Source organism: Aurantimonas marianensis, from assembly GCF_024195285.1.
GTDB classification, from domain to species: domain Bacteria; phylum Pseudomonadota; class Alphaproteobacteria; order Rhizobiales; family Rhizobiaceae; genus Aurantimonas; species Aurantimonas marianensis.
Genome location: NZ_JALHBS010000009.1, coordinates 80,433 through 101,339, shown reverse-complemented (window position 1 = coordinate 101,339; position 20,907 = coordinate 80,433). Strand labels below are relative to the sequence as shown.

Genomic DNA, 20,907 nt, shown 5'->3' with positions numbered 1-20,907 from the left:
CCATAGGCCGAGGTCTTGGCGTAGATCGGCTTGTTGAGATCGAGATGACGGCGAATTCCGGTCGGGGAAAGGTCCATGACGTCCCGGATCGCCGTCTCGATCCGTTCCTCGCTCACCTTGTGGCCTGTACCGTGCAGATCGACATAGATCGAAAGCGGCTGGGCGATGCCGATCGCATACGCGATCTGAATCGTGCAGCGATCGGCTAGCTTGGCGGCGACCACGTTCTTGGCGAGATAGCGCGCCGCATAGGCGGCCGAGCGATCCACCTTGGTGGTGTCCTTGCCGGAGAAGGCGCCGCCGCCGTGCGGCGCGGCGCCGCCATAGGTATCGACGATGATCTTGCGCCCGGTGAGACCGGCATCGCCGTCGGGCCCGCCGATGACGAACTTGCCGGTCGGATTGATGTACCACACGCAGTCATCGGCGATCGCCAAATCCCCGAGCGCTTGGCGGATATAGGGCTCGACCACGGCGCGAACCTTGGCCGAGTCCCAGCCTTCGTCGATATGCTGCGTGGACAGAACGATCGAGGTGACCTCGGTCGGCGTGCCCTCGACATAGCGCACGGTGATCTGGCTCTTGGCGTCGGGACCCAGCAGCGCGGCGTCGCCCTCGCCCTTCTTGCGCGCCGTCGCCAGAAGCTCCAGAATCTTATGGGCGTAGTAGATCGGCGCCGGCATCAACTCGGGCGTCTCGCGGCAGGCATAGCCGAACATGATGCCCTGATCGCCGGCACCCTCGTTTTGGGCATTCGCCCCCTCGATATGCTTGACGTCCGAGGCCTTGTCGACGCCTTGCGCGATGTCGGCCGACTGCGAATGGAGCAGAACGTCGATCTTCGCGGTCTTCCAGTGAAAGCCGTCCTGGGCATAGCCGATGTCGCGGATGGCCCGGCGAGCGGCGGACTTGAAGCGGGACGGATTGATGACGGCCTTGCCGTGCTTGTCGGTCTTCATCAGACTAGGCGGTAGCCGCACTTCACCGGCAATCACGACGCGATTGGTCGTGGCGAGCGTCTCGCAGGCGATGCGGACCGACCAGGGATCAACCCCGGTCTTCTTGGCTTCCCGATAGACGAGATCGACGATTTCGTCGGAAATCCGGTCGCAAACCTTGTCTGGATGGCCTTCCGAAACGCTCTCGCTGGTGAAGACAAATTCCGAACGCGCCATTTCTACCCCTCTTCAATGCCGGGAAACGCCCGCCTCAACCCCGCAGCCGTTCAATAGCGCGGCGGTTCGACGGGACGAAAAGCTGCGTGGCGCGAGATCGGGCGCCCGACGCATATATTGCGCGGTGCGGTGTGAGGCACCGAGGTTGGAAGGTCAAGTGCGACGGGCCCCTCGGCAGCGATTTACTCGCCGCGCGGCTTCTCGTCGGGTTCCGCGGCGTCGGCGAGGGTCCGCACGAGTTCGATGATGCGGCGCCGGACCTTGGGATCCGTGATCTTGACGAAGGCGCGGTTCAACTGCAGTCCCTCGGACGACGAAAGGAAGTCGACCACGTAGTCGGCGCCGGCCGGCTCCTGAAGCCCGTTCTTTCCGGGCGAACTGCCTGGAACATCCTCAAAGAAGAAGGCGACCGGGACGTTCAGGACCTCGGATATGCGTTGCAGCCGGCTCGCCCCGATACGATTGGAGCCTTTCTCGTACTTCTGAATCTGCTGAAAGGTGATGCCGAGGCTCTCGCCCAGTTTCTCCTGGCTCATTCCGAGCATGGTGCGGCGCAAACGCACGCGCGAGCCGACATGGGTATCGACCGGATTCGGCTTCTTCTTGTTCTCGATCATCGGATCGGCCTTTTCGTCTCTGCGCATTACCAGGCACTCATCCGTTCGGCCTGGCCCCCCTCCCAGTCACTCCCAAAAAAGATTTGGCCGACTAGGCAATTGTCACAATTAATTGCTTGCACAGGGGGTAGGCGGTGCATGTCGGCGGAGTCAATCAATCCTCGCGCGCATCCTTAATCGGGATACCACTGCGGCCATCCATGTTACTAAAAATGCAAGCCAAAATGGCAGGCTTCCAAAGCGAGCGAAAAGCGTCGCGGCGCCGGCGCGCGGCAATCCGACCTCGATCGTGCCGGTCGAGCCGAGCGCCAGGCCGCCGATTTGCCGGCCGTAGGCATCGTTGACGACGGAGATTCCCGTGTTCGCGCTCCGCACGAGCGGCAGCCCGACAGCCACCGACGTCAGTTCAGCGAGACGCAGATGCTGATAGGGTCCCGGCGTCGCGCCATACCAGGCGTCATTGGTATCGTTGACGAGGAAGCCAGGCCGCGTTTCTGCAGTCCCCACATCGATCTCACCCGGGAAGATGATCTCGTAGCAGATCAGCGGCAGAAACGACGGCGCGCCGTCGAGCGAAACCTTGGCTCGCGCGGCTCCGGCGGAAAAACCGCCGGGCATCTCGGCCAGTTGCGTCAGGCCGAAGCCTTCGAGAAATTCCTGGAACGGAAGATATTCGCCAAAAGGCACGAGATGGGTCTTGTCGCGCGCGGCGACGATCTCGCCCTCGTCGTCGATCACATAGACGGAATTGTAGACCCGCGATGTCTCAATGTCCGGCCCTTCGATTCGGGCGGCGCCGGCGATCAGCGTCTCGTTCGGCTGCAGCGTCTCGGCGATGCGGGCGATTGCATCGGGTCGCTCGGTCAGGAGAAACGGAAACGAGGATTCGGGCCAGACGACCAGGGTCTGGGGCGGCGGCGACATGGCCCCGGTTGTCGGCGCCGTCGTATCGGGCGATAGCGCGATGGTCGCGCCGGGGATCGCGGCGGTGTCGTTCCGCGCTTCGGTCAGACTGATATGCCGCTCGAAGATCGTCTCGGCCTGGTTCACCGCCCATTTCTGCGATTGTTCGATGTTCGGCTGAACCACCCGCAGCCGCACGTTCTCGACGAACTCGGTCGGATGCGTCTGAAGCCGCCAGAGACCGAATCCCAGATGGAAGGTCAGAAGCGCCGCGGCAACGACCAGCACCGGACCGCGTCCGCGTCGATCAATGAGGATGGCCGGGCTGGAAAACACGATGACGGCAAGCAGCGTGAGGCCGTGGACGCCGATAAGGCTGGACGTCTGCATCAGCAGCGGCGCCGGCGCGGCCATCACGCCGATCTCGTTCCAGGGAAAGCCGGTGAAGAGAATCGCCCGCAGATATTCAAACAGCGCGAAGGCGCCCGCCAGGGCGAAAATGCGCAGGGCGCTGTCGCTCCAGACAAGCCGGGCGAGCGCGGCCGCCAGACCATAATAGATCGCCAGTATGGCGGGCAGCCCTAGAACCGCGAGCGGGATGAAGACGGCAAAGGCCGCCGCATCGACCAACATGGCCGCCCCCAGCCACCACAAACCGGCAACGAAGTATCCGAAGCCGAATAGCCAGCCGGTGACAAAGGCCGGCGCCATGCGACGGATCAGCGAGCGGCCGGGATCGACGACCACGCCGTCGAGCAGCCACACGAGCAACGGAAAGCCGACAAAGCCGACCGCCGGAAAGTTGTATGGCGGAAGGGCGAATGTACACAGGGCGCCGGCCGCGATGGTCAGGACGACACGGCGCCAGCCTTCCAGGAGGAGGACCCAACCGGCCAACCGCTCCAGAAGGCTCGCATCGTGCTCGCGCCGGTCAGGTTGAGCCATAACGGTCAAATTTTCCCCCAGATGCAACCCGCGGATCCAGATCCCGCCTGCCTCAGTCAGGCCCGTCGGCGAAACTTCGCCTTCGCGCCTCCGCTTGTCGTCCCTCAGACGACGGAACCGTGGCCTCCTCAAGGCGCATCGACGAGCCCTTCAACGATGCGCCGACGCTTTTCCCCCTGCTGGAAGCGCACGATCCGCACCCGGCGCACGCGGCGCGGGTCGGCGTCCAAGACCTGGAACTCGAAGCCCGGAACCGCCTGGACGACCTCGCCCCTGGCCGGAATTCGCCCGAGTTCGGAGAACAACAAACCGCCGATCGTGTCGGCTTCGTCCTCATATTCGCTGATGTCGAAATCCTCGCCGACCAGCTTCTTGACCTCGTCGAGATCGGCCTTGGCATCGGCGTAATAGATGCCGTCGCCACTTTCGGTGATCATGGCGGCTTCGTCGTCGTGCTCGTCCTCGATATTGCCGACGACCATCTCGATGATGTCTTCCAGCGAGACAAGCCCGTCGGTGCCGCCATACTCGTCTATGACCAGCGCCATCTGCGTGCGCAGCGCCTGCATCCGGGCCATCAGGTCCGAGGCGAGCATGGAGGGCGGAACGAACAGCACCTTGCGGATGATGCCGAGATCGGCGACGCGCCGGGCCAGATTGATCTGCCGCAGATCGAGCCCCGACCGGGGCTTTCTGGCCGACTGGCCATCGCCGCCGTTGGATTTGGCGGGACGGGCAACGCGGGTGATGTGGCCGACGACGTCGCGGATGTGGATCATTCCGCGCGGATCGTCGAGGCTCTCGCCATAAACCGGCATGCGCGAGTGGCCGCTTGCCTCGAATTGCTTCATCAATTCGCCCAGCGTGGTGGTGATCTCGACCGCCTGGATGTCGGCCCGAGGGACCATGACGTCCTCGACCCGGACCTCCCGCAGCCGCAGAATGTTGTTCAGCATGGCGCGTTCTTCGGGAGAGAAGGCGCCTTCGCCGTGCCCTGGCTCGAGCAGCGCCTGGGTCAGATCCTCGCGCATCAGATTGGGCATGCGCGGTCGCAGCCGGTGGACAAGACCGCCGATGAATCCCCGGTCGTTTCTGGGTTTTCCGTTACGCCGACTTCGATCGTCGCCGGCGCCTCTCTCGCCGCCATCATCGGTGGCGCCTACCGCGTCGTGGTCGTTCGGACCCGTCGCGTGTGTCTGAATGTTCATCGTGTCACTCTTCGTTCAGTCGGATATCATAACCGGCTTTGGGGAATTTTCGAGGCATTCGCGGTAAGGGTCCGAAATGCCTCGGCTTCCGCTTCGTCGATGTGATCGAAGCCCATGAGATGCAGAAAGCCATGCACCAGAAGGTGGCGAAAATGGTCGGCGAGGCTCTTGCCTTCGGTGCGGGCCTCCCGCCGCACGGTCTGAAAGGCCAGCAGGAGATCGCCGCACAGCGGCCCCGGACGATCGCCGGGCGCAAGATCGGCCATCGGGAACGACAGGATGTTGGTCGCGCGGTCCTTGCCGCGCCATTCGGCGTTGACCCCGCGCACGGTGGCGTCGTCGGCCAGCGTCACGGCGATCTCGCTTCGCAGATCCTCCGGCAGGCCGACCCGCCTCGCCGCCGCGGCGAAAACGCCGCGCGCCATCGCCGAGACATCGCCAAGCCCCGCCGCCTCCCACTCCGTCGTCTCGATCGACAGGGCGACCGTGAGCCCCTGATACGGAACCGATCCCGGTTTTCCCGATCGCACTATCTGTCCAGCGGGCTAGCCGACGCACGATGGCGCACCGCATCCTCCTCGTAAGCCTCGACGATCGCCTGAACCAGCGGATGGCGCACCACGTCCTTCGCCTCGAAACGAACCGTGACCGCGCTCGGCACCTTTTCCAGCACCCGCAACGCCTCGATCAGCCCGGATTTCTGGCCAGGCGGCAGATCCACCTGGCTTGGATCGCCCGTCACCACCATGCGGGCATTCTCGCCCAGACGGGTCAGGAACATCTTCATCTGCATCGTGGTGGTGTTCTGCGCCTCGTCGAGAATGACCGCGGCATGGGAAAGGGTGCGGCCGCGCATGAAGGCCAGCGGCGCGATCTCGATCGCGCCGGCGGCCAGAGCGCGTTCCACCTTCTCGGCCGGGATCATGTCGTAGAGCGCGTCGTAAAGCGGGCGCAGATACGGATCGACCTTCTCCTTCATGTCGCCCGGCAGGAAGCCAAGCCGCTCGCCGGCCTCGACGGCCGGCCGCGACAGGATGATCCGCTCGACCTGGCCCCGTTCGAGAAGCTGCGCCGCGTGGGCAACGGCGAGATAGGTCTTGCCGGTGCCGGCCGGGCCGACGCCGAACACCAGTTCGGCCCGCTCCAGGGCGCGCATATAGGCATCCTGCGTCGGCGTCCTGGCGTGGATCGTGCGGCGGCGGGTCGAAATCTGCGCGAGCGACATGCGCCCCTTTTTCTCGAGCGTCGGCAAATAAAGCTGGTCATCCTGGGCGATCGCCATGCGAATCGCGCCCTCGACGTCGTTCCTGCCAATCTCGTGGCCGCCCTGAAGACGCTCGTAGAGATAATCCAGCGAACGGCGGGCCTGCTCGCTGGCAAGCTGATCGCCGCGAATCTCTATCTTGTTGCCGCGGGCCCGCGCGTCGATGCCCAGCTTCTGCTCGATCAGGGCAAGATTCTCGTCGAACTGGCCGAAGAGCGAGTTCGCCAACCGGTTGTCCTCATAGGTCAACACGATATGCGCCATATCCGATGCGCCGGAAGCGGGCGCGGTTCCGCGTTCGGCCCTCACGCGACGTTCCTCGTATCGCCTGCCCGAACGGCCCCGGAGCCCTCGGCAAGCAGGGAATTCGGCAGCGTCGCCGCAATGCGCACCGTCACCAGATCGCCGATCTCGCCGACATCGGCCGCGGCGACCACCGGTTGCAGGAAGGGCGAGCGCCCGACCCGCTGATGGGCGTAGCGGCCCGGCTTTTCGACCAGGATCTCGACGTCCCGGCCGACGAGGCTTTCGGCAAAGGCCGTCTGCTGCTCGCGCAACAGCGCCTGCAACCGCTGCAGCCGCTCCGATTTCACCGTCTCCTCGACGTGGCCATCCATGTCGGCGCCGGGTGTGCCGGGACGCGGAGAATATTTGAACGAGAAGGCCGAGGCGTAGCCGACCTTTTCAACGAGGCGCATCGTCGCCTCGAAATCGGCGTCGCTCTCGCCGGGAAAACCGACGATGAAGTCGCCGGACAGGGCGATGTCCGGCCGGGCGGCGCGAATCCGGTCGAGCAGCGCCAGGTAGTCCGCGGCCGTATGGCGGCGATTCATCGCCTTCAGGATGCGGTCCGAGCCGGATTGAACCGGCAAATGCAGGTAGGGCATCAGGGCGGACAGATCGCGATGGGCGGCGATCAGGTCGTCATCCATGTCGCGCGGATGCGACGTCGTGTAGCGAAGCCGCCCGATGCCTGGAATCTCGGCCAGCGCGCGCAAAAGACCACCGAGGCCGAGCGGCCGGCCGGCCACGTCCTGGCCGGACCAGGCGTTGACGTTCTGGCCGAGCAGCGTCACCGCGCGCACACCGGCATCGGCCAGCCGACGCGCCTCGTCCATGATCGGGCCGAAGGCGCGGGAGACTTCGGCGCCACGGGTGTAGGGCACCACGCAGAAAGTGCAGAACTTGTCGCAACCCTCCTGCACGGTCAAGAAGGCCGTTACACCCCGGGCGCGGATCTGCGGCGCCTCGGCGCCCGGCAGATGCGCGAATTTGTCCTCGACGGCGTAATCGGTGTCGACCACCTTGTCGCCCTTCGCCACGCGAGCGAGCGCATCGGGCAGGCGGTGATAGGTCTGCGGGCCGATCACCAGGTCGACCACCGGCGCCCGGTCGATGATCTCGCGGCCCTCGGCCTGCGCGACGCAGCCGGTCACGCCGACCCGCAGTTCCTCGCCCCGCGAGGCCTTGTCGGCCTTCAACAGGCGAATGCGGCCCAACTCGGAATAAATCTTCTCCGCCGCCTTTTCGCGGATGTGACAGGTGTTCAGGAGGACCAGATCGGCGTCCTCCATCGTCTCCGTCGGCCGATAGCCGTCCTTCGCCAGCGCGTCGCCCATGCGCTGGGAATCGTAGACGTTCATCTGACAGCCATAGGTCTTGATGAAGACTTTGCGGGTATTATCCCGCGCCGTCGCCGGCTCGCGTCTTTCGATCGTTTCAGTCATGCGCCCTTCTGGTCGGACCGAGCCTGCCGGCCTGGCGCCGACAAGGATGAATTAGACCCATATATCGACAGCATCATGACGCGGCGCAAGCGCGGGATCATCTTCGCGCAGCCAGGAGCGATCTTTTGCGCCGGTTCTGTGGCCACGAAGGCTCGCCGCGAGCATTTTCCGGACGCTGGCCTGGGCGGTGCGCGCCACCACCTTGCGATCGGACGACTCGCCGAAGGCGATCGGCGTGCCGAACGAAACCTCGACCCGAACGGCGCCTTCCTTGAGAAAGGCCAGAAGATGCGGCCCCAGCTCGACGGCGCCCGGCCAGGCGGCCAGGGGGCGGAAGTAGCGGCCGAGCGGCACGCCGTTGGCGTGGGTATAGGCGATCGCCACCGGCTGCACGGTGACCGCATGCGCCTTGTAGGCGTGGAGCGCCGACTGGGCGGCGCCGAACAGCGCGGTCTTGAACGGCAGCACCTCGTTGCCGTCCGATGTCGTGCCTTCGGCAAACAGCACCATGACATCGCCCGCCGTCAGCCGTTCGGCGATGGCTTTGGCCTGGACCCCGGTGCGCCGGCGCGCGTCCCGCTCCACGAAGATGGTCCGCTGGAGCCGGGCGAGCAGGCCGAAGGCCGGCCAGTCCCGGACCTCCGCCTTGGCGATGAAGGACAGCGGCGCGATCTTGCCGAGCACCATGATGTCGGCCCAGGATTGGTGATTGGCCACGAGAAGCAGAGGATGGGCCCGGCTCGGCTGTCCGACGAGTTTGACCTCAATGCCGGCGACAGTGCAGGCGATCCGATGCCAGACGACGGGAAGCCGACGCGCCAAGGTCCAACCGCGCGCGATCGCCAGGCTCTGGAGCGGCCATAACACGAGGGTGAGCGCGGTGAGGGTCGCGGCGACGAAGCCGACGCGCAGCCACCCGATCATCGCTCGCCGCCCGACGGCGCGGTCATCATCCTGTACGCCATGGCGCCGCCGTCGCTATCTCAGCGTCCGCTTGAGCATCAACGCGCTGGTCGTCCGGCCGTCCGGCTGGCGATAGTAGGCGGGCCGGCGACCAACCTCCTCGAAACGCAACCGGCGGTAGAGCTTCAATGCCGGAGCGTTCTCCTCGTCGACCGCGAGGAACAGAGACGCCGCGCCCTCGGCGTAAAGCTGCTGCAGCAGCTGGTCCATCAACAGACGGCCCACGCCATGGTTGCGCGCGTGCTTGGCCACGGCGATGGTCAGGATCTCGGCCTCGCCGTCGATGTTGCGGGCGAGCACGAAGCCCAGTGGCGGCGCGGACGGATGACCGACATGCCGCGCGACGATGCCGATGCCGCCCTTCTGGCTGACGAGGGAGGCGAGCTCGTCGCCGGACCAGGGATGATCGAAGGCTTCGCTGTGAAGATCGGCGGCCGCGTCGATGTCGGTATCGTCGAGCGGCGCGGCGGCGATTTCCTGTCCGCTCAGCCAATTGTCGAGAAACGAGACCGTCCAGGTCCAGGGCAAAAACCAGTACATCGGCCCGCTTTCCTCTCTGACCGCTATTTCCGCTCTGTCACCGTCGCTATCGACCGGATGAGATCGGCCGATCCGAAGCTTCACTCGACACAGCCTATCACAGCAAGAGTTGCGGAGTGCTTTCGCTCCCAAAGGCGACACCCGCCGTCGCGGACGCGGGTTTGGCGTCGGCGGCGCGCAGATAGAGCGGGCGCGGCGGCACGCCCGGCTCGCGCCCTGCCGCAAGCCGTGCCAGTGCAGCGATATCGACGCGTGCCTCATCCGTCAGGACTTCGCTGGCCCGCGGGTGGAGAACCGCCTTGGCGATGGCCGCGCCGGTGCCGACGAGCCCGATCGTCCGATCCCCCGCAAAACCGGCGACGAAGGCCCGGAGCGCCTGCGGCGGCAATGCCCGCGGCGCTTCGAGCAGTGCCCCATCGGCGCTGAAGAGCGCCGCATAGACCTCGCCGCGCTGGGCATCGAGGACGGACAGGATCGGCTTGCCGCAACCGACATGGGGCGCCGCCAGTGCTTCCAGCGTGGTCACGCCGATCGCTGGAACGCCGAGCGCCAGCGCGAGACCGCGCGCCGCCGATACGCCGACCCTCAGTCCGGTGAAGGAGCCGGGTCCGACCGTGACCGCGAGCTTGGCAATGTCCTCGTAGCCAGTCGACGCGCTTTCGAGAACCGCGTCGACGACCCCCATCAGCCGTTCCGCGTGGCCCTTGCCGATCTCCGGTTCGGCCCGCCCGACGATTACGCCGGAGCGCAGATCAAGGAGCCCCGCCGAACAGCGCTCGAAAGCGGTGTCGATGGCCAACAGCACAGATGTCATCGGCGCGCGCGGGCGCTTTCGGCGTCGGAAACGGGCCGGCGACGGGGAGGCGACTGTCGATTCCGCGGCATCAGGCGGCCTCGACCGCCTCCACCGCTTCGACCTCGGGCACGAAATGACGCAACAGGTTCTGGATGCCGTGCTTCAGCGTCGCGGTCGAGGACGGACAGCCGGCACAGGCGCCGCGCATGTTGAGATACACCGTGCCGTCACGATAGCCGCGAAAGGTGATGTCGCCGCCGTCCTGGGCCACCGCCGGGCGAACCCGCGTTTCCAGCAGTTCCTTGATGGTCGCGACGGTGTTCGAATCGCTTTCCTCGAAGAACTCTTCCCCGTCCGGCATCGCTTCGCCGGCGGCCATGTCCGCCATGACCGGCTCGTTCGACATGAAGTGCTCCATCAGCCCGGCGAGAATCGCCGGCTTCAGGTGCTGCCAGTCGGGCCCGTCCTTGGTGACGGTGACGAAATCATAGCCGAAGAAGACGCTGGTCACGCCGGAAATCGCCATCAATCGGGTCGCCAGCGGCGAACGCCCGGCATCCTCCTTCGAGCGGAACTCGACGGTGCCGTTCTCGATGACGACGCGGCCCGGCAGGAACTTCAGCGTCGCCGGATTCGGTGTCACTTCGGTCTGGATGAACATGTCATGCCCCTTTCGCGGCGTCGGCGCCGCGGCAATCTTTGGAATTGTTCTAAACTTACAGCAGCGCAGCGCTCGCCGCAACAAGACGCGACCTCAAGATAAGGCGCCGTGGCGGTCCTCAACAGAGGCTGGCGATATCTTCGTCGGTCAAGGTCGCCGGCACGATCGTGACCGGGATCGGGAACGCCGCACCCTTGCCGGCTACCGAGGAAACCAGCGGCCCCGGCCCCTCGGAAGCCTCGCCGGCCGCCAGGACGAGAATCGCGATCTCGCGATCGGCCTCGATCAGGGCATGGATCTCCTCGGTCATCGTGCCCTCCCGCACCACCGTCTCGGCCTCGATCCCGACCGTCTCGCGCAGTTCGTCGGCAACCTTGGCCAGCCGCGTCGCTGCCTCCTCGCTCGCCTCGGCGCGCATGATCTTCTCGACCCCGAGCCAGTGCTGGAAGTCGCCCGGCTCGATGACGTAGAGCAGCACCGCGCCGCCGCCGCTCGCCTTGGCGCGATACGCGGCATAGGCGGCCGCGCGCCCGCATTCGGGCGTTTCGTCGATGATGGCGAGGAACTTGCGTTTGCCGCCGGCGTCCCGACCGATGCGTTTCGATACCATGGCGGCAAGATGGCAGCGCCGGGACCGGACGGCAAGGCGGAGGCGGTGGACGGCGTGTCGAGCGTATCAGAGCGACGCCGGATCACCGGGAGAAAATGTCAGTTCGCGTCCGGTCTCGGCGGCCAGTGGCGGCTTTGATTGAGGACCCTTAGAACGGTCAGTGTCGTATCGGTCGCACGATAGACGATGAGATAGGGGGTTTTCAGAACCAGCTTCTGAGACGCGTTCGGCAGGCGACTCCGCCGGCCAATCGGCCGATCGCAAAGGAGCGTGACAGCCGCCAATAAGCGCTGCTCCATCAGCTCGGCATAAGCCGGATCGACATTCGCGGAATATTCAATGATAGCGTCGTAGTCGCTCCGGGCCTCCGGCGACCAGGAAACCCTCCTCAACTCGCCTTTTTCCGCTTCGAGGCTTCGATGATGGCCCGACCTCGGGCGACCACCTCCTCATGCGGCACAAGGTTGCCCGCGTCGGCGCTCTTCACGGCCGCTTTCAAGGCGCCGATCTCGGCCATCTCGCGTTCGAAGTAATCCTCGATCATCAAAGCCGCATAGACGGCCGGGCTATGCCCGGATTCCGCCGCGAGCGCGGCAAGCTTGCTGGCGGCCTTGCCCTCGAGCGTCACCGTCAGCTTTTCGTCGGCCATGACCGGCTCCCGCAATTCCCGTTCCCTTCACTATAGGCCGGCGGGATTGGAAGCGCGAGAGATCGTCAGCCCGCGGATCAATCGCGCAGAAAGCCGACGATGTCCTTGACGTCCTTCATCGTCGCGTCGGCGATGGCGCCGGCGCGCTCGGCGCCATCCTTCAGCACAGCGTCGATATGCGACGGATCGGCGAGATAACGGCGCATCTCGGCGCTGATCGGCGCGAGGATGCCGACGGCGAGATCGGCCAGCGCCGGCTTGAACTCGGAAAACTGCCGGCCGCCATATTCGGCCAGAACATCGGCCTTCGGCCGCTCGGCGAGCGCCGCGAAGATGCCGACCAGATTGTCCGCCTCGGGCCGCTCCTTCAGGCCATCCAACTCGGAGGGCAACGCGTCGGGATCGGTCTTGGCCTTGCGGATCTTCCTGGCGATGGCGTCGGCGTCGTCGGTCAGATTGATGCGCGACAGATCGGACGGGTCCGACTTCGACATCTTCTTGGCCCCGTCCTTGAGGCTCATGATCCGGGTCGCCGGTCCCTCGATCAGCGGCTCGGTGATCGGGAAATAGCCCTCTGTGCTTTCCTCGCCCGCGGTGATCGGCACAGCGAGGCCGGCGGCTTCGATGCGTTCGGCAAAGTCGAAGTTGAACTTCGCGGCGATGTCGCGGGTCAGTTCCAGATGCTGCTTCTGGTCGTCGCCGACCGGCACATGGGTCGCGCGATACAGCAGGATGTCGGCCGCCATCAGACTCGGATAGGCTAACAGGCCGAGCGAGGCGTTCTCGCGGTCCTTGCCGGCCTTTTCCTTGAACTGTGTCATCCGGTTCATCCAGCCGATGCGAGCGACGCAGTTGAAGATCCAGGCGAGCTCCGCATGGCCGGAAACACGGCTCTGGTTGAAGACGATGTGTTTTTTCGGGTCGATCCCGGCGGCGAGGAAGGCCGCGGTGATCGAGCGGATCTGGCCCGGCAAATCGTCCTGGACGAGCTGCGCGGTGATCGCGTGCAGATCGACGACGCAATAGAGGCAGGCGTGACTTTCCTGCAGGGCAACGAATTTCCTGATCGCGCCGAGATAATTGCCGAGATGCAGATTGCCGGTCGGCTGCACGCCGGAGAAGACGCGTGGGGTGATGTCGCTCATGGTCGGCGGCTCCAAGGGATCGCGGCGGTGTCGGAAATCGGAGGCGTTATGGCGGAGAGGCTCGCCGCGATCAAGCGCCGGGTGGTTCGAGCATCGCCATCGGGAAGGTCACCCCTGCGGCTTCTTGCGCTTCAGCACCGCCAGAAACAGCTTGCGGTCGGCCGCTCCGGTCGCCAGGGCCAGCGCGAAATAGACCGCCATCGCCGACGACACCAGAATCAGGATCGCGGTGATCTGGGTGGTGAGGGGCGATTGCGGCCGCAGCCAGTCGCCGAGTTCGAACATTTCCAGGACGAGGACGGCGCCCATCAACAGCGACGAGAGCACCACCAGCGCCGAACGCTTCACCAGTTCGCGGTCGATTTCCCACAGGCCCCTTCGATAAAGCCCCGCGAACAGCAGTCCGGCATTCAGCCAGCCGGCAAGGGTCGTGGCCAGCGCGATGCCGCGTTCAGCGATCAGCCAGAACAGGCCGAGCGACAGGACGATGTTGGCGCCGGCCGAGATCAGCGTCGCGTACATCGGCGTCCGCGTGTCCTCGCGGGCGAAATAGCCGGGCGTAAACACCTTGGCCATGACGAAGGCCGGCAGGCCGAGGGCATAAAGCCCGAGAACCGCTGCCACCGCCGGTGTGGCCGTCGGCTCGAAGGCGCCGCGCTCATAGAGCACCCGGATGATCGGTTCGGGAATGATGAACAGGGCAACGGCGGCCGGGAGCGTCAGGAACAGGGCGAATTCCAGGCTGCGGTTCTGGGTGTGCTGGGCTTCCCGCAGCCGGCCGCCCTTGAGCGCCCGCGCCAGCTCCGGCAGGAGGACGACGCCGATGGCGATGCCGACCATGCCGAGCGGCAATTGATAGGGCCGGTCGGCATATTGCAGGGTGGAAACAGCGCCCGGCTTGAACGAGGCAATCGCCTGGCCGACGAAAAGATTGATCTGGGTGATGCCGCCGATCAGCGCGGCGGGTCCGGCAAGCACCAGCAGCCGCTTCAGCCGCTTGGTCCAGCGCGGCCATTGCAGCGCGACGCTGAAGCCGGCCATGCGCATGGCGACGACCACCATGGCGAGCTGGGCGAAGCCGGCGATCAGGACTCCCCAGCTCATCAAGAAGCCGATCGTCGTCTTGTCGGCGCCGTCCCACAGCGCCCAGCCAAGGACGCCGATCAGGATGAAATTCAGAAGCGTCGGCGCCACCGCCGCCGCAAAGAAGCGGCGAAAGGCGTTGAGGATGCCGGACACCATCGCCATCAGCGACATGCAGGCGAGATAGGGAAACATGATGCGCGAGAAGGTGACGGTGATGTCGTAGCGCGCGGCACAGGAGATCACGTTGCCGCCGGCCGCCGGATCATCGACGCAGACCGCAAGGCCCGGCGCGATGATCGTCTTGACCAGGAAGGGCATGAAGATCATCGCCAGGACGGTCAGCGCCACGAGGATCGTGAACAGCGTCGAGAACACTTCGCTGGCGAAGCGTTTCGCGCCGTCCTCGCCCTCTTCCTCCAGCGAACGCGCGAACAGCGGGATGAAGGCGGCGTTGAAGGCGCCCTCGGCGAACAGCCGGCGAAACAGATTGGGGAAGCGGAAGGCGAGATTGAACGCATCCGCCACCGGCCCGACCCCGAGCGCGGAGGCCATCATCATCTCGCGGCCAAAGCCGAAAATGCGGGAGATGAGCGTCGCGCCGCCGACCGTAGCAAACTTGGAAAGGAGGCTCATCGATGCGGTATGCCGAAAGCGCGAGGGGATGACATGACGACGGATGAGGACATTTCGCCCTCGGCGCTTTCCAGAACCCGCGTCAGGCGCGCCTCGATGCGCTCGATCCGCGTCTCGCTGGTGATTTTGGTGCCGATCAGATCGGTCACATAGAAGACATCGACGACCTTTTCGCCATAGGTCGAGATATGGGCCGAGCGAATGTCGAGATTGAGATCGGAAATCGCGCCGGTGACGTCCGAAAGGAGCCCGGGACGATCCAGCCCCTCGACCTCGATCACGCTGAGTTGGTTCGAGAGGTCGTTGTCGACGCTGACCCGCGGCTTGACCGGGAACAGAGACACCTTGCGCAGGGGCTTGCGGTGCGCAAGCAGGTTGGCCGGCATCTCGCGACCCTGCAACAGCTTGGCGATGTTGTCGCAGATCCGCTGCGCGCGGCGGATTTCGTCCTCGTCGGCCGCGAACTCCCGGTTGAGCACCATCACATCCAGCGCGCGGCCGTCGGACATCGTAAAGATCTGCGCGTCGGCGATGTTGGCTCCCGCCCCGGCACAGGCGCCCGCCAGCAGCGACAACAGCCGCGGATGATCGGGCGCCAGCACCATGATCTCGGTCACCTCGTGGAACTTGTCGGTCCGCACGCTGGTGGAGAGGGGCTGCTCGGCCCTGGCGGTCCGGATGAACTCGGCGTGGCGGACCTGGTCCTCGATCGGGGCGGTCAGGAAATAATTGGGATAGTGCAGATCGAGATAGGTCTCCCGTTCGGGCGCCGGCCATGCCGCCAGCCGCTCGGCCAGCGCCGCGCGCGCCCGCTTGATCCGTTCGCCGCGCGACGATTGGGTGAAACCGCCGGTCAGGGTCGGTTCGGTCTCCATGTAAAGGGTGCGCAAGAGCTGGCCCTTCCAGCCGTTCCAGACGCCCGGTCCGACCGCGCGGATGTCGCAGACGGTGAGCACGGTCAACAGCTTCAGCCGGTCGAGCGTGCGCACCCGCTCGGCGAAATCGAGGATCGTCTTGCGGTCGTTGAGATCGCGCTGCTGCGCGGTCATCGACATCACCAGGTGATCCTCGATCAACCAGGCGACGAGCTCAGTCTCGCGCTCGTCGAGGCCGAGACGCGGGCACAACTGGCGGGCGATCCTCGCGCCGGCGATGGAATGATCCACCGGCCGTCCCTTGGCGACATCATGAAGAAGCAGCGCGACGTAGAGCGGCGTGCGATCCTTCAGAGCGCCGATAAAGCCAGTCGACATCGGAACCTCGTCGGCGAGATCGCCGCGCTCCAGCCGAGACAGCACCGCGATCGAGCGCAGGAGATGCTCGTCCACCGTGTAATGGTGGTACATGTTGAACTGCATCATCGCTACGATCTTGCCGAAGTCGGGGATGAACCGCCCGAGCACGCCGACCTCGTTCATGCGGCGCAGATGCAGTTCGGGATCCGTCGGGTCGGTGAGGACGTCGAGAAACAGGCTGTTGGCCTCACTGTTGTTCCGCAGGTCCGAGTTGACGAGACGGATCGACCGGCGGATCAGCTTGAGCGCGTCGGGATGGTATTCCAGCTTGTGCAGTGCCGCGAGCCGGAAAATCCGGATCAGATTCACCGGATCGTCGCGGAAGACGTCCGGCCCGGCGACGTTGATGCGGTTGTTGTCGACATGGAAGGCGAGCGTGCCGGGGATCTTCCTGGCCCGGTTGCGAAGGGTGCGCACGAAGCCCCTGAGGCCTGGCGCGGTCTTGGCTTGCTGCTCCTCGAGCGCCGCGCAGAATATGCGCGTCAGATCGCCGACGTCCTTGGCGATCAGGAAGTAGTGCTTCATGAAGCGCTCGACATCCTTCAACCCCGGATGGGCATTGTAACCGAGGCGCGCGGCGATCTCCGGCTGCAGGTCGAAGGAGAGACGCTCCTCCGCCTTGCCGGTGACGAAATGCATGTGACAGCGTACCGCCCAGAGGAAATCCTCGGCCTTATGGAACAGCCGCGCCTCGCGCCGCGAGAATACCCCGGCCTCGACGAGCGCTTCGGTCGAGTTCACCCGGTAGTGATATTTGGCGATCCAGAACAGGGTGTTGAGATCGCGCAGGCCACCCTTGCCCTCCTTGACGTTCGGCTCGACCAGATAGCGGGTGTTGCCTGTCTTGGCGTGACGGACGGAGCGCTCGCCAAGCTTTGCGGCGATGAATTCCTCGCCGGTCCCCTCGACGACTTCGGCCTCGAAACGCCGGCCGAGCTCGATCAGCAGATCCTCGGCGCCGGCGATCAGCCAGCGTTCCAGAATCGAGGTCCGGATGGTGAAGTCGGAAAGGGCGAGGCGAATGCATTCGTCGACCGTGCGGGTGGCGTGGCCGACCTTGAAGCCCATATCCCACAACAGATAGAGCAGATATTCGGCGACCTGCTCGCCGAGCGCGGTCTGCTTGTAGGGTAACAGAAACAACAGATCGATGTCGGACCCTGGAGCCAGCGTGCCGCGTCCGTAACCGCCGACCGCCAGGATCGCCATCCGCTCGCCGGAGGACAGATTCGCCGAGGGAAACACATGGCGCAGGGCGAAGTCATGGATCTCCCGGATCACCGCGTCCTGCAACGAGGCGAGCCGCTGGGCGCACAGGAGGCCGCCGCCATCCTCGAACAGCATCGCCTCGATACGCGTCCGACCGTGGCGGACGGCGTCCTTCAGCAGCGCCAGAACCTCTGCCCGCGCGGCCGTCGAAGCACCACCGGAGGAGTCTCTTTCCGCGATCGCCGCAAGCCCCGATCGCAGCATCGCGACATCGAGGATGCCGTCCAGCGGCACCTGTTCGCCGGTCTCGACAAATAGCGGCGGGCTCGACTGGGCAGGGCTGGCCTCGAGCATGGTCATATGCGGTCCTGCTGCTTATTCGCTTCGGCCGCGAAGCCTATAACCCATTCGCGGACCCCTTGCGAGAAAACTCGCCATGGCTTCCGCCCACGCGTGCGCGTCACGTTGCCGATGCATCGACCTTGACCGAAAAAAGGGGCCATCGGCGGAGGCGGATGACGCTTTGCCCGGAAGCCGCACGAGAGCGCGGCCGTCGCCTCCGCCGGGTCAGCGGCGAACCCGCCGGGGCTCGAACGCGTCCACCCAACCGTCCTGCCCCGCCAAGCGGGATGGTCCGCCGCTTGTCATCGCGACGCGCGGAGGAGCGCCGTCAGCGAATAGAGCGCTTCGAGCGCCTCGCGCGGCGACAGGCTGTCGGGATCAAGCGCGGCGAGCGCATCGCGAAGTTTATCGTGAGCTTCGGGGGCCGGCGTTTCGACACGCTGTGCGACGGCCGAAAACAGCGGCAGATCATCGACGAAGGCGGTCCGCTTCTCGCCCTGTTCGCCGCGTTCGAGTTCGGCCAGCACCTGCCGGGCGCGCTCGACGGCCTTGGCGGGCAGGCCGGCCAGCTTGGCCACCTGAATGCCGTAGGACCGATCGGCCACGCCGGCCGTGACCTCGTGCAGGAAGACGACCTCACCCTCCCACTCCTTTACCCGCATGGTCGCGTTGCGCATCCGGGTCAGCCGCGCCGCGAGCGCCGTCATTTCGTGGAAGTGGGTGGCGAACAGCGCCCGGCAGTGATTGACCTCGTGCAGAGGCTCGACCGCGGCGAACGCGATCGACAGGCCGTCATAGGTCGCCGTGCCCCGGCCGATCTCGTCCAGAATGACCAGAGCCCGTTCGCCGGCCTGATTGAGGATCGCGGCGGTTTCGACCATCTCGACCATGAAGGTCGAGCGGCCCTCGGCGTGGTCGTCCGAGGCGCCGACCCGGCTGAACAGCCGGTCGACGACGCCGAGATGGGCGCGCGTCGCCGGTACGCAGGAGCCGATCTGGGCCAGAACCGCGATCAGGGCATTCTGGCGCAGAAAGGTGGATTTGCCCCCCATGTTCGGGCCGGTGAGCAGCCAGATCGCGCCGAAGCCGTCCCGACTTGCGCCTGGCGGCGACAGGTCGCAGTCATTGGAAACGAACGGCTCGCCCGAACCCGCCTTCAGCGCCGCTTCGACCACGGGATGGCGGCCGCCCTCGACGGTGAAGGCAAGGCTGTCGTCGACATGCGGCGGCGTCCATTCCTCGGCGACGGCGAGTTCGGCCAGAGCGGTCGAGACATCGAGCACCGCCAGCGCCTCGGCGCCGCGCCGCAGCGCCTCCGCCGCCTCACCGACGGCGGCGACGAGGCGCTCGAAGGCCTCCAACTCGATCCTGAGCGCTTCGGTCGCGGCGCCGGCGATCCTTGTTTCCAGCTCGCCGAGTTCGCTCGTGGTGAACCGCATCGCCGAGGCCAGGGTCTGGCGATGGATGAAACGCGTCTCGCCGTCCTCGCCGGCCAGTGCCTTGGCCTGCGCCTCGCCGACCTCGACGAAATAGCCAAGTACGTTGTTGTGCTTGATCCTCAGATTGCGCACCCCGGTCTCGGCGGCGTAGCGGCCCTGCAACTCGGCGATCACCCGGCGCGAATTCTCGCGCAGCGCCCGTGCCGCGTCCAAAGCCGGTATCGCGCCGTCGCGCACGAAGCCGCCGTCGCGCTTGATGAGCGGCACCTGGTCGGCGAGCGTCTCCGACAACGCTTGGTGCAACGAGCGCGGTAGCGCGGCGAGCGCCGCGACGGCATCGCGCAATTCATCCGGTAGTTCGGTATCGGCGGCCGCCGCGACGGCGAAACCGGCCTCCAACCCGTCGCGGATCGCCGCGAGGGCGCGCGGACCGCCACGGCCGAGCGAAAGCCGCGACAGCGCGCGCTCGGTGTCCGGCAGACCGGTGAGAGCCGCGCGCAAGCGCTGGCGGTTCGGCATATCCGCGACGAAAGCGCCGACCGACGCCTGCCGGGCCCGGATTGCCGCCGGATCGGTCAGCGGGGCCGCGAGCCGGCCGGCCAGAAGCCGGGCGCCCGCGCCGGTCACGGTCCGGTCGATGGTCGACAAAAGGCTGCCCTGCCGCTTGCCCGACATCGTCCGGGTCAATTCCAGCGAGGCGCGGGTCGCCGGATCGATCTGCATGAGCGAGCCCGCAACCACCCGCTCGGGCCGCTGCAGGGCCGGGCGTGCCGCCATCTGGGTCTTGCCGAGATAGGCGATCAATGCCGCGGCGGCGGCGAGTTCGACGCGCGAGAAACCGCCGAAACCGGCCAGCGTCGCCACACCGAAGAAACGGCAGACCCTTTCCTCGGCCGTGGCGCCGTCGAACAGCGCCTGCGGCTCGGGCCGCGCGGCGCGGCCATAGCGGCGCAGCAGCGGCTGCAGCGTCTCGTCATGGAACACCGGCTCGGCGACGACGATTTCGCTTGGCTCGACCGCCGCGATATCGGTGGCCAGACGGTCGATGTCGGATTCGACAAGGCGAAAGCTGCCGGTCGACAGATCGGTCCAGGCGAGAGCAAAGGCCGCATTGCGGCCGGCCCCCCCCAACCGTGCCAGCGCCATCAGATGGTTCGGACGCCCTGGCTCCAGCAGCGCCTCCTCGGTGATCGTCCCCGGCGTCACCAGACGAACGACGTCGCGCTTCACCACCGATTTCGCGCCGCGCTTGCGCGCCTCGGCGGGATCCTCGACCTGCTCACAGACCGCGACCCGATGGCCGAAGGCGATCAGCTTCTGCAGATACTCGTCCGCCGAGACCACCGGCACGCCGGCCATCGGAATATCCTCGCCGAGATGCTTGCCCCGCTTGGTCAGCGTGATGCCGAGGGTCCGCGAGGCTTCCGCCGCATCGTCGAAGAACAGCTCGTAGAAATCGCCCATGCGATAGAACAGCAGGCAGTCCGGATTGGCCGCCTTGATCTCGATATACTGCGCCATCATCGGCGTCGGGGCGGCGTCCTTGTCGGCCGTCATTGCGCGGATCGGTCTCTTTCGTTCAAACTGGGCGGCCGGTCGCCCGGTATGCGGACGAACGCGGCCAACCATACAAGCTCCCCTCCGCTTAGCTTTGCGGCTACCGCGATGGAAGGGGAGACGAAGACAATAAACAGGGGGAA

At 65.8% G+C, this 20,907-nt stretch carries 18 protein-coding genes; all 18 read right to left on the bottom strand.

Features of this window, described 5'->3' with window-relative positions:
• Positions 1 to 1,175: methionine adenosyltransferase (gene metK / locus MJ956_RS02100; RefSeq protein WP_253962819.1), on the bottom strand; the 1,175-nt coding region annotated here is incomplete at its 3' end.
• A 182-nt stretch (positions 1,176 to 1,357) separates the two neighbouring features.
• Complete coding sequence (locus MJ956_RS02095) at positions 1,358 to 1,792, bottom strand: helix-turn-helix domain-containing protein (protein WP_253962830.1); 435 nt, start codon at positions 1,790 to 1,792, stop codon at positions 1,358 to 1,360.
• 150 nt (positions 1,793 to 1,942) lie between these two features.
• Positions 1,943 to 3,640: an apolipoprotein N-acyltransferase gene (gene lnt, locus MJ956_RS02090; protein ID WP_253962818.1), complete on the bottom strand. Its 1,698-nt coding sequence runs from the start codon at positions 3,638 to 3,640 to the stop codon at positions 1,943 to 1,945.
• A gap of 128 nt (positions 3,641 to 3,768) precedes the next feature.
• The gene (locus MJ956_RS02085) at positions 3,769 to 4,848 is read right to left on the bottom strand and encodes a hemolysin family protein (RefSeq protein WP_423724782.1); all 1,080 of its coding nucleotides are present in this window, start codon (positions 4,846 to 4,848) and stop codon (positions 3,769 to 3,771) included.
• 26 nt (positions 4,849 to 4,874) lie between these two features.
• Complete coding sequence (gene ybeY, locus MJ956_RS02080; protein ID WP_253962817.1) at positions 4,875 to 5,378, bottom strand: rRNA maturation RNase YbeY; 504 nt, start codon at positions 5,376 to 5,378, stop codon at positions 4,875 to 4,877.
• Positions 5,378 to 6,376: a PhoH family protein gene (locus tag MJ956_RS02075; protein WP_253962828.1), complete on the bottom strand. Its 999-nt coding sequence runs from the start codon at positions 6,374 to 6,376 to the stop codon at positions 5,378 to 5,380. Before MJ956_RS02075 ends, ybeY begins: the two co-directional genes overlap by 1 nt.
• 41 nt (positions 6,377 to 6,417) lie before the next feature.
• On the bottom strand, positions 6,418 to 7,839 hold the full coding sequence (miaB, locus tag MJ956_RS02070; protein ID WP_253962816.1) for a tRNA (N6-isopentenyl adenosine(37)-C2)-methylthiotransferase MiaB: 1,422 nt from the start codon (positions 7,837 to 7,839) through the stop codon (positions 6,418 to 6,420).
• Between the two features lie 51 nt (positions 7,840 to 7,890).
• Positions 7,891 to 8,763: a lyso-ornithine lipid O-acyltransferase gene (gene olsA / locus MJ956_RS02065; RefSeq protein ID WP_253962815.1), complete on the bottom strand. Its 873-nt coding sequence runs from the start codon at positions 8,761 to 8,763 to the stop codon at positions 7,891 to 7,893.
• Positions 8,764 to 8,817: 54 nt separating this feature from the next.
• Positions 8,818 to 9,342: a GNAT family N-acetyltransferase gene (locus MJ956_RS02060; RefSeq protein WP_253962814.1), complete on the bottom strand. Its 525-nt coding sequence runs from the start codon at positions 9,340 to 9,342 to the stop codon at positions 8,818 to 8,820.
• A 97-nt stretch (positions 9,343 to 9,439) separates the two neighbouring features.
• Complete coding sequence (gene tsaB / locus MJ956_RS02055) at positions 9,440 to 10,156, bottom strand: tRNA (adenosine(37)-N6)-threonylcarbamoyltransferase complex dimerization subunit type 1 TsaB (RefSeq protein WP_253962813.1); 717 nt, start codon at positions 10,154 to 10,156, stop codon at positions 9,440 to 9,442.
• A 70-nt stretch (positions 10,157 to 10,226) separates the two neighbouring features.
• Complete coding sequence (locus tag MJ956_RS02050; protein WP_253962812.1) at positions 10,227 to 10,799, bottom strand: NifU family protein; 573 nt, start codon at positions 10,797 to 10,799, stop codon at positions 10,227 to 10,229.
• A gap of 118 nt (positions 10,800 to 10,917) precedes the next feature.
• Positions 10,918 to 11,409 carry a universal stress protein gene (locus tag MJ956_RS02045; RefSeq protein WP_253962811.1) on the bottom strand — a complete coding sequence of 164 codons (492 nt, stop codon included), beginning with the start codon at positions 11,407 to 11,409 and terminating at the stop codon, positions 10,918 to 10,920.
• Positions 11,410 to 11,507: 98 nt separating this feature from the next.
• A complete protein-coding gene (locus MJ956_RS18975) occupies positions 11,508 to 11,801 on the bottom strand; it encodes a type II toxin-antitoxin system RelE/ParE family toxin (RefSeq protein WP_423724781.1) in 294 nt (97 codons plus the stop codon).
• On the bottom strand, positions 11,798 to 12,058 hold the full coding sequence (locus MJ956_RS02040; RefSeq protein WP_253962810.1) for a hypothetical protein: 261 nt from the start codon (positions 12,056 to 12,058) through the stop codon (positions 11,798 to 11,800). The genes MJ956_RS18975 and MJ956_RS02040 overlap by 4 nt, the downstream gene beginning before the upstream one ends.
• Positions 12,059 to 12,135: 77 nt before the next feature.
• Positions 12,136 to 13,203, bottom strand: coding sequence for a tryptophan--tRNA ligase (gene trpS / locus MJ956_RS02035; protein WP_253962809.1), 1,068 nt, complete (start codon positions 13,201 to 13,203; stop codon positions 12,136 to 12,138).
• Between the two features lie 108 nt (positions 13,204 to 13,311).
• On the bottom strand, positions 13,312 to 14,922 hold the full coding sequence (murJ, locus tag MJ956_RS02030) for a murein biosynthesis integral membrane protein MurJ (RefSeq protein WP_253962808.1): 1,611 nt from the start codon (positions 14,920 to 14,922) through the stop codon (positions 13,312 to 13,314).
• Positions 14,919 to 17,780: a [protein-PII] uridylyltransferase gene (locus MJ956_RS02025; RefSeq protein ID WP_253962827.1), complete on the bottom strand. Its 2,862-nt coding sequence runs from the start codon at positions 17,778 to 17,780 to the stop codon at positions 14,919 to 14,921. Before MJ956_RS02025 ends, murJ begins: the two co-directional genes overlap by 4 nt.
• A 290-nt stretch (positions 17,781 to 18,070) precedes the next feature.
• Complete coding sequence (gene mutS, locus MJ956_RS02020) at positions 18,071 to 20,764, bottom strand: DNA mismatch repair protein MutS (protein WP_253962807.1); 2,694 nt, start codon at positions 20,762 to 20,764, stop codon at positions 18,071 to 18,073.
• Between the last annotated feature and the right edge of the window lie 143 nt (positions 20,765 to 20,907).